Raw genomic sequence first — 15,805 nt, forward strand, 5'->3', positions numbered from 1 at the left:
TCCCTGAAATTTTGGAGCAAGGATGATGTGGACTTCAACGCAGTATCGGCAGTTGGTGCGCGGCAGTGCCTGGTATGACTTGATCGTGACGGCGGCGTTTGTCACGCCGTGGAGTTTTGCTGTGTTGCATGGGTTGCTGACGGCGCTGAGCCAGGCGCTGGAACTGCCCGGCGAGCTGCCGCCGTTCGAACCTGCGCATCTGCTGATAGCCAATTTGTTCGGTTCGGTGGTGTGCATGTGGGCGGTGCTGCGGATTCGTGATCCGCAGCCGGTTTATGGGCGCTATGACGCGGTGACGCGGTTTCTGTTCGCCGCGTGGATGACGTATGCCCTGGCCCACGGCGCCAGTTCGTTGCTGGTGGGTTTCCTGGTCTTCGAACTGGCGTGGGGCATTGCTCAGGTGTTGCCGGTTCGGCCGCTGTCGCGAGCCGTCACGGCTTAGTGTCCGGCCTGCCACGGTTGTCCCAGTGACACCGGCGCATACAACCGCGTGCGCACTGCATCGCGGGATAACAGCACCAGCACCAGAATCGTCGCGACGTACGGCAGCATCGCCAGCAGGCTGGAAGGAATCGCCAGCCCCAACCCCTGCGCCACCAGGTGCAGGATGCTGGCGAGTCCGAACAGATACGCACCGAGCAGCAACCGCCACACCCGCCAACTGGCGAACACCACCAGCGCCAAGGCAATCCAACCGCGTCCGGCGGTCATGTTTTCTGCCCACATCGGCGTGTACGCCAGCGACAGATAAGCTCCGGCCAACCCGGCCATCGCGCCGCCGAACAATACCGCCAGTGTGCGCACGGTCAGCACCGGCAAGCCCATGGCACTGGCCGCATCAGGATTCTCGCCGACCGCTTGAATGATCAGCCCGACACGGCTTTTCACGATCACCCACGCCACCAGCGCAAACAGCGCGAACGACAGATACACCAGCAGATCCTGGGCAAACAGCATGCGGCCAATCAGCGGGATTTCGCTCAGGTAGGGAATAGCCATCGGCTCGAATCCCGCCAGCGGTTTGCCGACCCACGCTGCGCCGACAAAGGTCGACAGGCCGACGCCAAAAATCGTCAGCGCCAACCCGGTCGCCACCTGATTGGCGTTGAACACCAGCGCCACCAGAGCAAACAGCGACGACAGCAATATCCCGGCGAGCATCGCCAACACCACGCCGAGCCACAGGTTGCCGCTGTTGAACGCGACGATGAAACCGATCACCGCGCCAAACAGCATCATCCCTTCCTGGCCGAGGTTGAGTACGCCGCTCTTCTCGCAGATCAGTTCACCCAGTGCCACCAACAGCAATGGCGTACCGCAGCGCACCATGGCGTAGAAAATATTGCTCAGCAGATTGATATCCATCACAGCGCTCCGGCGGTTACGGCAGTGGTAGAAGTGCGCCGCACCCAGCGCAGGTTCAGGCGTGGCCGATAGAGGATCAGCACGTCACAGGCCAGCAGGAAAAACAGCATCATTCCCTGGAACAACTGGGTGATCGCCTGCGGCAGATTCAGCGTCATCTGCGCGCTCTCGCCACCGATGTACAGCAGCGCCATCAACAGGCTGGAAAACAGAATGCCGATGGGATTGAGCCGCCCGAGAAATGCCACGGTGATCGCCGCATAGCCGTAGCCCGGCGAGACTTGCGGCACCAGTTGGCCGATCGGCCCGGTGACTTCGCAAACACCGGCAAGCCCCGCCAATCCACCACTGATCAGCAGTGCGAGCCAGATCAGACGCTTCTCGCGAAACCCGACGAATCCTGCCGCACGTTTGTCCAGCCCCAACACTTTGATCTGGAAACCGACGAAGCTTTTCTGCAGCAACACCCACACCGCGACCAGCGCGAGCAAGGCGAAATACACGCCGATGTGCGCCCGACCGTCCTCCATCAACAGCGGCAGGCGGCTGGCATCGCTGAACATCGCCGACTCGGGAAAATTGAACCCGGCCGGATCCTTCAGCGGCCCGTGTACGCAGAACAGCAACAGGTTCAGCGCGATGTAATTGAGCATGATGCTGGTGAGGATTTCGTTGGCGTTGAAGCGTGTGCGTAACCAGGCGGTGAGCCCGGCCCATGCGGCGCCGGCGAGGGTGCCTGTGAGCAGGATCAGCACCAGCGCCCAGCGGCTTTGCATATCGATAATATTTACCGCCAGCGCACTGCCAGCCAGGGCGCCGAGCAGCAACTGGCCTTCGGCGCCGATGTTCCAGATCCGCGCCTGATAGGTCACTGCAAGGCCCAACGCACACAACAGGATCGGCAGGGTTTTGACCAGAAGTTCGGAGACTCCATACAGATCGCTGACCGGGGCGATCAGCAAGGTGTGCAAAGTCTTCAGCGGATCGTGGCCAAGGGCGACGAACAGCAAAGATCCGCAGACCAGCGTCAGCGTCGCCGCCAGCACCGGCGAGCACCACAGCATCAGGCGCGATTGCCGGCCACGGGGTTCGAGGGAAAGCAACATGGGAAAACTCCGTTAAACCGTGGCCGGTTGTGATTGAGGGGTGTCGAACTGGCCGGCCATCCAGCCGCCGACGTCGCTGAGGCGGGTTTGCGCCGTGTCCTGCAACGCCGACAGGCGCCCGCTGCACAGCGCGCCGAGGCGGTCGCTGATCTGGAACAGTTCGTCGAGGTCTTCGGAGATCACCAGAATCGCCGCCCCGGCATCGCGCAGGGCAATCAGCGCCCGGTGGATGGTGGCCGCCGCGCCGACATCCACGCCCCAGGTCGGGTGCGCGGCGATCAGCAGTTTCGGTTGCTGGAGGATTTCCCGGCCGAGAATGAATTTCTGCAGGTTGCCGCCGGACAGGCTGCGGGCGGCGGTGTGGGTGTCCGGGGTTTTCACGCCGAAGCGCTGGATGATCGTTCGGGCGAGGGCTTCGACTTTGCCGCGCTCGATCAAGCCGTGGTTGACCAGTCCTTGTTGAAAGGCGGTGAGCAGGGCGTTGTCCGCCAGGCTCATGTCCGGCACCGCGCCATGCCCGAGGCGTTCGGCGGGGACGAACGCCAGGCCGAGTCTGCGTCGCGCATCCGGGCGCTGATCGGCGATGGCGTGTTCTCGGAAGCGGATGGTTTGCGCTGCATCGCGGGGCAGTGTCTGCTCGCCGCTGAGCAAGGCCAGTAACTCGTCCTGACCGTTGCCCGCCACGCCGGCGATGCCGACGATTTCACCGCTGCGCACCTGCAGGTCGATGTCGCTCAGGGAGCAGCCGAAGGGATCCGGGTTGTGCCAGTTCAATCCGCTAACTTGCAAAAACGCTGCGCCACCGGTGACCTTCGTGAACTCGCCGATCAATGTCGCGGCGTCGCCCACCATCAATTGCGCCAGTTGCCGATCAGTGCAATCGGCCGGTACGCAATGCCCGGCCACCCGGCCGCCGCGCAGAACTGTGGCGCTGTGACACAAGGCGCGCACCTCGCCGAGTTTGTGGCTGATGAACAGAATGCTGCAGCCCTCGGCCGCGAGCCGGCGCAGGGTGATGAACAACTCGTCGGCTTCCTGCGGCGTGAGCACCGAGGTCGGCTCATCGAGAATCAGCAGGCGAATGTCCTGCATCAGGCAACGAACGATCTCGACCCGTTGCCGCTCGCCGATCGACAGGCTGTGGACAAGTCGCTGGGGTTCCAGCGCCATGCCATATCGGCGCGACACTTCACGGATTTTCGCCTCCAGCTGTTTCGGCGAACCGGCTCCTGCGCCCATCGCCAGTGCGATGTTTTGCGCCACGCTCAGGGTCTCGAACAGCGAGAAATGCTGGAACACCATGCCGATGCCCAACTGCCGGGCCTGGGCCGGGTTGCGCATGCTCACCGGTTGACCCTGCCACAGCATCTCGCCCGAATCGGCCTGGGTGACGCCGTAGATGATCTTCATCAAGGTGCTTTTACCTGCACCGTTTTCACCGAGCAGCGCGTGGATTTCACCGGGGGCGATGCTCAGGTCGATGGCGTCATTGGCGAGGCAACCGGGATAACGTTTGCTGATGTGGCGCAGTTGCAGGCGCGGTGTGGACGTGGGGTTTGGCATGACAGGCTCGGGTCGCTTGGAGTTGTGCCTGTGGATAAAGCAATTTCCTGGCCATTGAGTCAGGAACCTGTGCGACCGCTGTTTGCCAGCCTGTGGCGTAGAGCCTGTGGAATGAATTCGACGTCTTGCGCGGCACCACTTGAGGGCAAAGCCCTTGATCAGGCTCCAGTTTTGCCCGCATCTGGCTGATCAAAAAACGAACAACCTCGCCGAAGCCATGCAGAACCTGCGACTGCGCCAGCCATGAACGGCTTATCCACAGGTTGCTCCACAGTATTTGTGCGCAAGACAAAATCCCGGGCATAAGCACTGCCGGGCTTTCTTCTAAAGGCGATAAACAACGCTAAGCGATTGTTTTTACGTGAAATTGTTTGTTGTGATGGACGATTGGACGAAAAGTGAACAAATCCCGCAAAGCCACGTGACAGAAGGGTTACAGCATCCTGTGCTCAGGTTATCCACAGCCGGGTGCACAGCGGATGTGGGCAAGTCTCGGGCATAAGCAAACGGGCTGGTGCCCCAAAACATGGCGAGGGTTCAACGCTGAAGCAGGATTCGCCCACGGCTCAGGTCGGCCAACTGATTCTGCAACAGCTCGATGTGCGCTTCGCCCACGGCCAGTTGCAGCTCGACACCATTGGCGGTGAAGTTTTCCTCGACCACCAATCCGCCCAGATCCGCGACCCGCAGTTTCACCAGCGCCAGTTCACTGAAAGCGCAGGCGCAACGTACGGGCACGCGACTGATCAACTCGACCTTCGGCGCGGCCTGCAGACATTTGTTGGCGCCGCCGCCATAGGCCCGGGCCAGACCGCCGGTGCCCAGTTGAATGCCGCCATACCAGCGGATCACCAGCACCGCGACCTGATCGCAGTCCTGCGCTTCGATGGCCGCGAGAATCGGCCGCCCGGCAGTGCCACCGGGTTCGCCGTCGTCGTTGCTGCGGTACTGGTCGCCGAGCTTCCACGCCCAGCAATTGTGCGAAGCGTTCAAGTCGCTGTGCTGCTCGATGAAGGCTTGCGCCTCAGCGGGGCTGCCGATCGGCGCGGCGAAAGTGATGAAACGGCTTTTGCGAATCTCTTCGCGGAATTCGCAGAAGCCGCTGAGGGTGAATGGCATAAAACGACTTATATAGAAGAAGTGAGGCCGCAGCCTTTGAGGATGATGCGGATCAGATTGTTGCCGGCGTCTTCCATGTCCTGTTTGGTCAACTTGCTGCGACCGGTCACCCGGCAGATCTGGGTGGCGAAGTCGGCGTAATGCTGGGTGCTGCCCCACAACAGGAAGATCAGGTGCACCGGGTCGACCGGGTCCATTTTGCCCGCGTCGATCCAGGCCTGGAACACTCCGGCGCGGCCCTGGAACCATGCGCGGTAATCCTGGTTGAAATATTCGGTCAGGCATTCGCCGCCGCTGATCACTTCCATCGCGAAGATTCGCGACGCTTGCGGCTGGCGACGGGAAAATTCCATTTTCGCGCGGATGTAGCGGGTCAGCGCTTCGGCCGGATCGTCCTCGGCCGTGAGGGAGTTGAAGGTGCTGTCCCACAATTGAAGGATGTTGCTCAGCACCGCCACGTACAGTCCCAGTTTGTTGGTGAAGTAGTAATGCAGATTCGCCTTGGGCAGTCCGGCCTTGGTGGCGATGGTGTTCATGCTCGTGCCTTTGTACCCGTGACGGGCGAACTCGTCTTCGGCGGCTTTGATGATGGTCTCTTCGTTCTTCTGACGAATGCGGCTGGCAGGTTTGCCGCCGTGAGCGGGGACTTCAAAGGTCATAGGCACTTCCGGGTTTGTCTGTGGGGTGCAACCAGTTGCGTTGATAGCGCAACCACCGGCGCGGGACAAGCCCCGGGCGAATAAAACCCCGGTCGTCAGCGGGTGGCGGCGAGGCTTTCGAGAAAGCTTTCCAGTACCAGATGAGGGCGGCGACCCTTGCGGGTGACCGAGGCCAGGCTCAAATCATAGAAACGGGTGCTGGCCTTGAGTGCGCGCAAGCGACCTTGTTGTACCCAGAGACTGGCGTAGTGATCGGGCAAATAGCCGATGTAACGTCCGGTCAGAATCAGGAACGCCATGCCTTCACGGTCGGAAGCGCTGGCGGTGCAATTGAGGGCTTGATAGTGCGCCTGGATCTCCGCCGGCAAACGGAAGGTCGGGGCGATGGCGTCCTGACTGTTGAGGCGCTCGTCATCCAGCTGTTTATCGTCGACGTAAAACAGCGGATGACCCACCGCGCAATAAAGCAACGAACGTTCGCTGTACAGCGGCTGATATTCCAGTCCCGACAACGCACTGGCCTGCGGCACCACGCCGACATGCAGGCGGCCGTCGAGCACGCCTTGTTCGACTTCGTTGGGGGCGATCATGCGGATCTGGATCTGCACGTCCGGCCCGCGCTCCTTCAACTGCGCGAGCGCGTGGGTGATGCGCATATGGGGCAGGGTGACGAGGTTGTCGGTCAGGCCGATGATCAACTCGCCGCGCAAGTGCTGGTGCAGGCCGTTGACCTCGGTGCGGAAACTTTCCAGCGCACTTAGTAGCTGCAACGCCGATTGATAAACCTCGCGACCTTCTTCGGTCAGGGAGAAACCGGCGCGCCCGCGCTGGCACAGACGCAGGCCCAGGCGTTGCTCCAGATCGCTCATCTGTTGGCTGATCGCCGAGCGACCGATGCCGAGCACGGTTTCCGCCGCCGAGAAGCCGCCGCACTCCACCACGCTGCGAAAAATCCGCAGCAGGCGAATATCAAAGTCACTGACCTGGGCCAGTGGATCGGGGCGACGGCTGCTCATGCTGTGGTTCTCATTGTTTAGCAGAGTTCTAACTGAAGGTTAGAAGAGTTGAATTTCACCGACTTTATCCGCGTGGCAATTTAGCTGCAACAACGCTTTCTATCTCTCTGAAGCTTATTGCCCTGTGAGGTTTTGCCCGATGAACATGCCTGAAAACGCGTCGTCGCCACTGGCCAGCCAACTGAAGCTGGACGCGCACTGGATGCCGTACACCGCCAACCGCAACTTCCAGCGCGACCCGCGTCTGATCGTCGGCGCCGAGGGTAGCTGGTTGATCGACGACAAGGGCCGCAAGGTGTACGACTCGCTGTCCGGTCTGTGGACCTGCGGCGCCGGGCATACCCGCAAGGAAATCCAGGAAGCGGTGGCCAAGCAGTTGGGCACTCTCGATTACTCGCCGGGCTTCCAGTACGGCCACCCGCTGTCGTTCCAGTTGGCGGAGAAAATCACCGACCTGACACCCGGCAACCTGAATCACGTGTTCTTCACCGACTCTGGTTCCGAGTGCGCCGATACCGCGGTGAAAATGGTCCGCGCTTACTGGCGCCTGAAAGGCCAGTCGACCAAGACCAAGATGATCGGCCGTGCCCGTGGTTACCACGGTGTGAACATCGCCGGCACCAGCCTCGGTGGCGTCAGCGGCAACCGCAAGCTGTTCGGTCAGGCGATGATGGACGTCGATCACCTGCCGCACACTCTGCTGGCGAGCAATGCTTTCTCCCGTGGCATGCCGGAGCAGGGCGGTATCGCACTGGCCGATGAGCTGCTGAAGCTGATCGAGCTGCACGATGCTTCGAACATCGCTGCGGTGTTCGTTGAGCCTCTGGCCGGTTCCGCTGGCGTGCTGGTTCCGCCACAGGGCTACCTCAAGCGCCTGCGTGAAATCTGCGATCAGCACAACATCCTGCTGGTGTTCGACGAAGTGATCACCGGTTTCGGCCGGACCGGCACCATGTTCGGCGCCACCACCTTCGGCGTGACCCCGGACCTGATGTGCATCGCCAAGCAAGTCACCAACGGCGCGATCCCGATGGGCGCGGTGATTGCCAGCTCCGAGATCTACCAGACCTTCATGAACCAGCCGACCCCGGAATACGCCGTGGAATTCCCGCACGGCTACACCTACTCGGCGCACCCGGTAGCTTGCGCCGCTGGCCTGGCGGCACTCGACCTGCTGCAAAAGGAAAACCTCGTGCAGAGCGTGGCCGAAGTCGCGCCACATTTCGAAAATGCCCTGCATGGCCTGAAAGGTGCGAAGAACGTCATCGACATTCGTAACTACGGCCTGGCCGGTGCAATCCAGATCGCGGGCCGTGATGGCGATGCCATCGTGCGTCCGTTCGAAGCCGGTATGGCGCTGTGGAAAGCCGGGTTCTACGTGCGCTTCGGCGGCGACACCCTGCAGTTCGGCCCAACCTTCAACAGCAAGCCGCAGGACCTTGATCGTCTGTTCGACGCGGTCGGCGAAGTGCTGAACAAGCTCGACTGATTTTTCCTTCTATATAGATACGCCAATAGCAGGCGCCCCTTGCGGGCGTCTGCGCACAAGAATTCAGGAGTTTCCCGATGAGCGTTATCCCGCATTTGATCAATGGCGAACTGGTGACCGAGAACGGTCGCGCGGTCGATGTGTTCAACCCGTCCACCGGTCAGGCTATCCACAAGCTGCCGCTGGCCAGCCGCGAAACTATCCAGCACGCCATCGATGCCGCCAAGGCTGCTTTCCCGGCCTGGCGCAACACGCCACCAGCCAAACGTGCTCAGGTGATGTTCCGTTTCAAGCAACTGCTGGAGCAGAACGAAGCGCGCATCGCGCAATTGATCAGCGAAGAGCACGGCAAGACTCTGGAAGACGCTGCCGGTGAACTGAAGCGCGGTATCGAGAACGTCGAGTTCGCCTGCGCAGCGCCGGAAATCCTCAAGGGCGAGTACAGCCGCAATGTCGGCCCGAACATTGATGCCTGGTCGGACTTCCAGCCGCTGGGCGTGGTGGCCGGCATTACGCCGTTCAACTTCCCGGCGATGGTGCCGCTGTGGATGTATCCGTTGGCGATCGTCTGCGGCAACTGCTTCATCCTCAAGCCGTCCGAGCGTGATCCGAGCTCGACCCTGCTGATCGCGCAACTGCTGCTGGAAGCCGGCCTGCCGAAAGGCGTGCTGAGCGTGGTCCACGGTGACAAGACTGCGGTGGACGCGCTGATCGAAGCGCCGGAAGTCAAAGCGTTGAGCTTCGTGGGCTCGACCCCGATTGCCGAATACATCTATGCCGAAGGCACCAAGCGCGGCAAACGCGTTCAGGCTCTGGGCGGCGCGAAGAACCACGCGGTGCTGATGCCGGATGCGGATCTGGACAACGCGGTCAGCGCACTGATGGGCGCGGCTTACGGTTCTTGCGGCGAACGCTGCATGGCGATCTCGGTTGCCGTGTGTGTGGGCGATCAGGTGGCGGACGCACTGGTGGCCAAACTGGTTCCACAGATCAAGGCGCTGAAAATCGGTGCCGGCACTTCTTGCGGTCTGGACATGGGGCCGTTGGTTACCGGCCAGGCGCGCGACAAGGTCAGCGGTTATGTCGAAGACGGCGTTGCGGCGGGTGCGACCCTGGTGGTCGACGGTCGTGGTCTGAGCGTTGCCGGTCATGAAGAAGGCTTCTTCCTGGGTGGCTGCCTGTTCGACAACGTCACGCCTGAGATGCGCATCTATAAAGAAGAGATCTTCGGGCCGGTGCTGTGCGTCGTCCGGGTGAACAGCCTGGAAGAGGCGATGCAACTGATCAACGATCACGAATACGGCAACGGTACCTGCATCTTCACTCGTGACGGTGAAGCGGCGCGTCTGTTCTGCGACGAGATCGAAGTCGGCATGGTCGGCGTCAACGTTCCATTGCCGGTGCCGGTGGCTTACCACAGCTTCGGTGGCTGGAAGCGTTCGCTGTTTGGCGACCTGCATGCCTATGGTCCGGATGGTGTGCGCTTCTATACCCGTCGCAAGGCGATCACTCAGCGCTGGCCACAGCGTGCGAGCCATGAGGCTTCGCAATTCGCTTTCCCTAGCTTGTAAGTAGAAGGGCAGTACAAAGAAGGCCGACCTATTTAGGTCGGCCTTCGCGTTTCGGGACTTTTTTGACCGATATGACAGATTTATGAAATTAAGGGTTGACGGCAGATTCTGAGTCTCTATAATTCGCCCCACTTCCGGCGCAGTCGAAACGGAAAACTCCTTGAGATTCAATGAGTTAAGTAGGTTTCGAGAGCGGGTCGCTTCAGTTCATCGAAGCCTGGAAGGAGTTGGAAATGCCGGTTTGTTGGGTGCTTTCAACGGTTCGATCTTCTCGGTCGAAAGCGGAGAAAAAGAGGTGTTGACAGCAGCGTGTAACGCTGTAGAATTCGCCTCCCGCTAACGAGAGATCGGAAGCGCAAGTGGTTGAAGTTGTTGAAGAAATCTTCGAAAACTTCTGAAAATAATCACTTGACAGCAAATGAGGCTGCTGTAGAATGCGCGCCTCGGTTGAGACGAAAGGTCTTAACCAACCGCTCTTTAACAACTGAATCAAGCAATTCGTGTGGGTGCTTGTGGAGTCAGACTGATAGTCAACAAGATTATCAGCATCACAAGTTACTCCGCGAGAAATCAAAGATGTAACCAACGATTGCTGAGCCAAGTTTAGGGTTTCTTAAAAACCCAAAGATGTTTGAACTGAAGAGTTTGATCATGGCTCAGATTGAACGCTGGCGGCAGGCCTAACACATGCAAGTCGAGCGGATGAAAGGAGCTTGCTCCTGGATTCAGCGGCGGACGGGTGAGTAATGCCTAGGAATCTGCCTGGTAGTGGGGGACAACGTTTCGAAAGGAACGCTAATACCGCATACGTCCTACGGGAGAAAGCAGGGGACCTTCGGGCCTTGCGCTATCAGATGAGCCTAGGTCGGATTAGCTAGTTGGTGAGGTAATGGCTCACCAAGGCGACGATCCGTAACTGGTCTGAGAGGATGATCAGTCACACTGGAACTGAGACACGGTCCAGACTCCTACGGGAGGCAGCAGTGGGGAATATTGGACAATGGGCGAAAGCCTGATCCAGCCATGCCGCGTGTGTGAAGAAGGTCTTCGGATTGTAAAGCACTTTAAGTTGGGAGGAAGGGCAGTAAATTAATACTTTGCTGTTTTGACGTTACCGACAGAATAAGCACCGGCTAACTCTGTGCCAGCAGCCGCGGTAATACAGAGGGTGCAAGCGTTAATCGGAATTACTGGGCGTAAAGCGCGCGTAGGTGGTTCGTTAAGTTGGATGTGAAATCCCCGGGCTCAACCTGGGAACTGCATCCAAAACTGGCGAGCTAGAGTATGGTAGAGGGTGGTGGAATTTCCTGTGTAGCGGTGAAATGCGTAGATATAGGAAGGAACACCAGTGGCGAAGGCGACCACCTGGACTGATACTGACACTGAGGTGCGAAAGCGTGGGGAGCAAACAGGATTAGATACCCTGGTAGTCCACGCCGTAAACGATGTCAACTAGCCGTTGGGAGCCTTGAGCTCTTAGTGGCGCAGCTAACGCATTAAGTTGACCGCCTGGGGAGTACGGCCGCAAGGTTAAAACTCAAATGAATTGACGGGGGCCCGCACAAGCGGTGGAGCATGTGGTTTAATTCGAAGCAACGCGAAGAACCTTACCAGGCCTTGACATCCAATGAACTTTCCAGAGATGGATTGGTGCCTTCGGGAACATTGAGACAGGTGCTGCATGGCTGTCGTCAGCTCGTGTCGTGAGATGTTGGGTTAAGTCCCGTAACGAGCGCAACCCTTGTCCTTAGTTACCAGCACGTTATGGTGGGCACTCTAAGGAGACTGCCGGTGACAAACCGGAGGAAGGTGGGGATGACGTCAAGTCATCATGGCCCTTACGGCCTGGGCTACACACGTGCTACAATGGTCGGTACAAAGGGTTGCCAAGCCGCGAGGTGGAGCTAATCCCATAAAACCGATCGTAGTCCGGATCGCAGTCTGCAACTCGACTGCGTGAAGTCGGAATCGCTAGTAATCGCGAATCAGAATGTCGCGGTGAATACGTTCCCGGGCCTTGTACACACCGCCCGTCACACCATGGGAGTGGGTTGCACCAGAAGTAGCTAGTCTAACCTTCGGGGGGACGGTTACCACGGTGTGATTCATGACTGGGGTGAAGTCGTAACAAGGTAGCCGTAGGGGAACCTGCGGCTGGATCACCTCCTTAATCGACGACATCAGCTGCTCCATAAGTTCCCACACGAATTGCTTGATTCATTGAAGAAGACGAAAGAAGCAGCCCGAAATTGGGTCTGTAGCTCAGTTGGTTAGAGCGCACCCCTGATAAGGGTGAGGTCGGCAGTTCGAATCTGCCCAGACCCACCAATTTTGTGTGGGAAACGCCTGTAGAAATACGGGGCCATAGCTCAGCTGGGAGAGCGCCTGCCTTGCACGCAGGAGGTCAGCGGTTCGATCCCGCTTGGCTCCACCACTACTGCTTCTGAAGTAAGAGCTTAGAAATGAGCATTCCATCGTTGTGATGGTGAATGTTGATTTCTAGTCTTTGACTAGTTCGTTCTTTAAAAATTTGGGTATGTGATAGAAAGATAGACTGAGATCCACTTTCACTGGTGGTGATCAGGCTAAGGTAAAATTTGTGAGTTCTCTTAGTTGAGAAATTCGAATTTTCGGCGAATGTCGTCTTCACAGTATAACCAGATTGCTTGGGGTTATATGGTCAAGTGAAGAAGCGCATACGGTGGATGCCTTGGCAGTCAGAGGCGATGAAAGACGTGGTAGCCTGCGAAAAGCTTCGGGGAGTCGGCAAACAGACTTTGATCCGGAGATGTCTGAATGGGGGAACCCAGCCATCATAAGATGGTTATCTTGTACTGAATACATAGGTGCAAGAGGCGAACCAGGGGAACTGAAACATCTAAGTACCCTGAGGAAAAGAAATCAACCGAGATTCCCTTAGTAGTGGCGAGCGAACGGGGACTAGCCCTTAAGTGGCTTTGAGATTAGCGGAACGCTCTGGAAAGTGCGGCCATAGTGGGTGATAGCCCTGTACGCGAAAATCTCTTAGTCATGAAATCGAGTAGGACGGAGCACGAGAAACTTTGTCTGAATATGGGGGGACCATCCTCCAAGGCTAAATACTACTGACTGACCGATAGTGAACTAGTACCGTGAGGGAAAGGCGAAAAGAACCCCGGAGAGGGGAGTGAAATAGATCCTGAAACCGTATGCGTACAAGCAGTGGGAGCAGACTTTGTTCTGTGACTGCGTACCTTTTGTATAATGGGTCAGCGACTTATTTTCAGTGGCGAGCTTAACCGAATAGGGGAGGCGTAGCGAAAGCGAGTCTTAATAGGGCGTCTAGTCGCTGGGAATAGACCCGAAACCGGGCGATCTATCCATGGGCAGGTTGAAGGTTAGGTAACACTGACTGGAGGACCGAACCGACTACCGTTGAAAAGTTAGCGGATGACCTGTGGATCGGAGTGAAAGGCTAATCAAGCTCGGAGATAGCTGGTTCTCCTCGAAAGCTATTTAGGTAGCGCCTCATGTATCACTGTAGGGGGTAGAGCACTGTTTCGGCTAGGGGGTCATCCCGACTTACCAAACCGATGCAAACTCCGAATACCTACAAGTGCCGAGCATGGGAGACACACGGCGGGTGCTAACGTCCGTCGTGAAAAGGGAAACAACCCAGACCGTCAGCTAAGGTCCCAAAGTTATGGTTAAGTGGGAAACGATGTGGGAAGGCTTAGACAGCTAGGAGGTTGGCTTAGAAGCAGCCACCCTTTAAAGAAAGCGTAATAGCTCACTAGTCGAGTCGGCCTGCGCGGAAGATGTAACGGGGCTCAAACCATACACCGAAGCTACGGGTATCACGTAAGTGATGCGGTAGAGGAGCGTTCTGTAAGCCTGTGAAGGTGAGTTGAGAAGCTTGCTGGAGGTATCAGAAGTGCGAATGCTGACATGAGTAACGACAATGGGTGTGAAAAACACCCACGCCGAAAGACCAAGGTTTCCTGCGCAACGTTAATCGACGCAGGGTTAGTCGGTCCCTAAGGCGAGGCTGAAAAGCGTAGTCGATGGAAAACAGGTTAATATTCCTGTACTTCTGGTTATTGCGATGGAGGGACGGAGAAGGCTAGGCCAGCTTGGCGTTGGTTGTCCAAGTTTAAGGTGGTAGGCTGGAATCTTAGGTAAATCCGGGATTCCAAGGCCGAGAGCTGATGACGAGTTGCCTTTAGGCGACGAAGTGGTTGATGCCATGCTTCCAAGAAAAGCTTCTAAGCTTCAGATAACCAGGAACCGTACCCCAAACCGACACAGGTGGTTGGGTAGAGAATACCAAGGCGCTTGAGAGAACTCGGGTGAAGGAACTAGGCAAAATGGCACCGTAACTTCGGGAGAAGGTGCGCCGGTGAGGGTGAAGCACTTGCTGCGTAAGCCCACGCCGGTCGAAGATACCAGGCCGCTGCGACTGTTTATTAAAAACACAGCACTCTGCAAACACGAAAGTGGACGTATAGGGTGTGACGCCTGCCCGGTGCCGGAAGGTTAATTGATGGGGTTAGCTAACGCGAAGCTCTTGATCGAAGCCCCGGTAAACGGCGGCCGTAACTATAACGGTCCTAAGGTAGCGAAATTCCTTGTCGGGTAAGTTCCGACCTGCACGAATGGCGTAACGATGGCGGCGCTGTCTCCACCCGAGACTCAGTGAAATTGAAATCGCTGTGAAGATGCAGTGTATCCGCGGCTAGACGGAAAGACCCCGTGAACCTTTACTATAGCTTTGCACTGGACTTTGAATTTGCTTGTGTAGGATAGGTGGGAGGCTTTGAAGCGTGGACGCCAGTTCGCGTGGAGCCATCCTTGAAATACCACCCTGGCAACTTTGAGGTTCTAACTCAGGTCCGTTATCCGGATCGAGGACAGTGTATGGTGGGTAGTTTGACTGGGGCGGTCTCCTCCTAAAGAGTAACGGAGGAGTACGAAGGTGCGCTCAGACCGGTCGGAAATCGGTCGTAGAGTATAAAGGCAAAAGCGCGCTTGACTGCGAGACAGACACGTCGAGCAGGTACGAAAGTAGGTCTTAGTGATCCGGTGGTTCTGTATGGAAGGGCCATCGCTCAACGGATAAAAGGTACTCCGGGGATAACAGGCTGATACCGCCCAAGAGTTCATATCGACGGCGGTGTTTGGCACCTCGATGTCGGCTCATCACATCCTGGGGCTGAAGCCGGTCCCAAGGGTATGGCTGTTCGCCATTTAAAGTGGTACGCGAGCTGGGTTTAGAACGTCGTGAGACAGTTCGGTCCCTATCTGCCGTGGACGTTTGAGATTTGAGAGGGGCTGCTCCTAGTACGAGAGGACCGGAGTGGACGAACCTCTGGTGTTCCGGTTGTCACGCCAGTGGCATTGCCGGGTAGCTATGTTCGGGAAAGATAACCGCTGAAAGCATCTAAGCGGGAAACTTGCCTCAAGATGAGATCTCACTGGAACCTTGAGTTCCCTGAAGGGCCGTCGAAGACTACGACGTTGATAGGTTGGGTGTGTAAGCGCTGTGAGGCGTTGAGCTAACCAATACTAATTGCCCGTGAGGCTTGACCATATAACACCCAAGCAATCTGTAGACTCGAAAGAGACCAGATTGCGGTGTGTGAAGACGCAATGAACCGAAAGTTCGACGCTCAAAAAACACCGAAAGCTGTCACATACCCAATTTGCTGAAGCGAGGCCATCTGGTCACGACTCAGTACCCGAATTTCTTGACGACCATAGAGCGTTGGAACCACCTGATCCCATCCCGAACTCAGAAGTGAAACGATGCATCGCCGATGGTAGTGTGGGGTTTCCCCATGTGAGAGTAGGTCATCGTCAAGATTAAATTCCGAAACCCCAATTGCGAAAGCAGTTGGGGTTTTGTTTTGCCCGCAGGAAAGTTCTTACAGCATTCTCA

The 15,805-nt window shown here is 57.5% G+C and carries 9 protein-coding genes, 2 tRNA genes and 3 rRNA genes; 8 read left to right on the plus strand and 6 right to left on the minus strand.

Features of this window, described 5'->3' with window-relative positions:
- The first annotated feature begins 25 nt into the window (after positions 1-25).
- Positions 26-442, plus strand: a complete 417-nt coding sequence (locus ABTV87_RS03475) for a hypothetical protein (protein ID WP_375745273.1) — start codon at positions 26-28, stop codon at positions 440-442.
- Here the strand turns inward: ABTV87_RS03475 and ABTV87_RS03480 are convergent.
- The 6 genes from ABTV87_RS03480 to ABTV87_RS03505 all read right to left on the minus strand — a co-directional run bounded on the left by ABTV87_RS03480 (position 439) and on the right by ABTV87_RS03505 (position 6,828).
- Positions 439-1,365, minus strand: coding sequence for an ABC transporter permease (locus ABTV87_RS03480; protein WP_433898998.1), 927 nt, complete (start codon positions 1,363-1,365; stop codon positions 439-441). The two genes, ABTV87_RS03475 and ABTV87_RS03480, sit on opposite strands and share 4 nt — an antisense overlap.
- Complete coding sequence (locus tag ABTV87_RS03485) at positions 1,365-2,471, minus strand: ABC transporter permease (protein ID WP_433898999.1); 1,107 nt, start codon at positions 2,469-2,471, stop codon at positions 1,365-1,367. Before ABTV87_RS03485 ends, ABTV87_RS03480 begins: the two co-directional genes overlap by 1 nt.
- A 12-nt stretch (positions 2,472-2,483) precedes the next feature.
- A complete protein-coding gene (locus ABTV87_RS03490; protein WP_433899000.1) occupies positions 2,484-4,034 on the minus strand; it encodes an ABC transporter ATP-binding protein in 1,551 nt (516 codons plus the stop codon).
- A 537-nt stretch (positions 4,035-4,571) separates the two neighbouring features.
- Complete coding sequence (locus tag ABTV87_RS03495; protein WP_433899001.1) at positions 4,572-5,153, minus strand: IMPACT family protein; 582 nt, start codon at positions 5,151-5,153, stop codon at positions 4,572-4,574.
- Between the two features lie 8 nt (positions 5,154-5,161).
- Positions 5,162-5,812: a TetR/AcrR family transcriptional regulator gene (locus ABTV87_RS03500; RefSeq protein ID WP_221535684.1), complete on the minus strand. Its 651-nt coding sequence runs from the start codon at positions 5,810-5,812 to the stop codon at positions 5,162-5,164.
- A gap of 95 nt (positions 5,813-5,907) precedes the next feature.
- Entirely contained in the window at positions 5,908-6,828 is a 921-nt protein-coding gene (locus ABTV87_RS03505; protein ID WP_007958517.1) for a LysR family transcriptional regulator, read from the minus strand.
- 139 nt (positions 6,829-6,967) lie between these two features.
- On the opposite strand from ABTV87_RS03505, the gene ABTV87_RS03510 reads away from it, so the two are divergent.
- From ABTV87_RS03510 to rrf, 7 genes are all read left to right on the plus strand, one after another.
- Positions 6,968-8,317, plus strand: coding sequence for an aspartate aminotransferase family protein (locus ABTV87_RS03510; protein WP_433899002.1), 1,350 nt, complete (start codon positions 6,968-6,970; stop codon positions 8,315-8,317).
- Between the two features lie 77 nt (positions 8,318-8,394).
- The gene (locus tag ABTV87_RS03515; RefSeq protein WP_011332326.1) at positions 8,395-9,888 is read left to right on the plus strand and encodes a CoA-acylating methylmalonate-semialdehyde dehydrogenase; all 1,494 of its coding nucleotides are present in this window, start codon (positions 8,395-8,397) and stop codon (positions 9,886-9,888) included.
- 633 nt (positions 9,889-10,521) lie between these two features.
- Positions 10,522-12,058 (plus strand): 16S ribosomal RNA (locus ABTV87_RS03520).
- 81 nt (positions 12,059-12,139) lie between these two features.
- Positions 12,140-12,216: transfer RNA gene (locus ABTV87_RS03525), tRNA-Ile, on the plus strand.
- Positions 12,217-12,246: 30 nt separating this feature from the next.
- Positions 12,247-12,322: transfer RNA gene (locus ABTV87_RS03530), tRNA-Ala, on the plus strand.
- Between the two features lie 244 nt (positions 12,323-12,566).
- Positions 12,567-15,457: ribosomal RNA gene (locus tag ABTV87_RS03535) — 23S ribosomal RNA — on the plus strand.
- Positions 15,458-15,613: 156 nt separating this feature from the next.
- Positions 15,614-15,729, plus strand: a 5S ribosomal RNA gene (gene rrf / locus ABTV87_RS03540).
- Together the 16S, 23S and 5S rRNA genes with 2 tRNA genes alongside form the textbook arrangement of a ribosomal RNA operon.
- Positions 15,730-15,805: the final 76 nt, after the last annotated feature.

It is taken from the genome of Pseudomonas sp. PSE1(2024), from assembly GCF_050990555.1.
In the GTDB taxonomy this organism is placed as follows: domain Bacteria; phylum Pseudomonadota; class Gammaproteobacteria; order Pseudomonadales; family Pseudomonadaceae; genus Aquipseudomonas; species Aquipseudomonas aphyarum.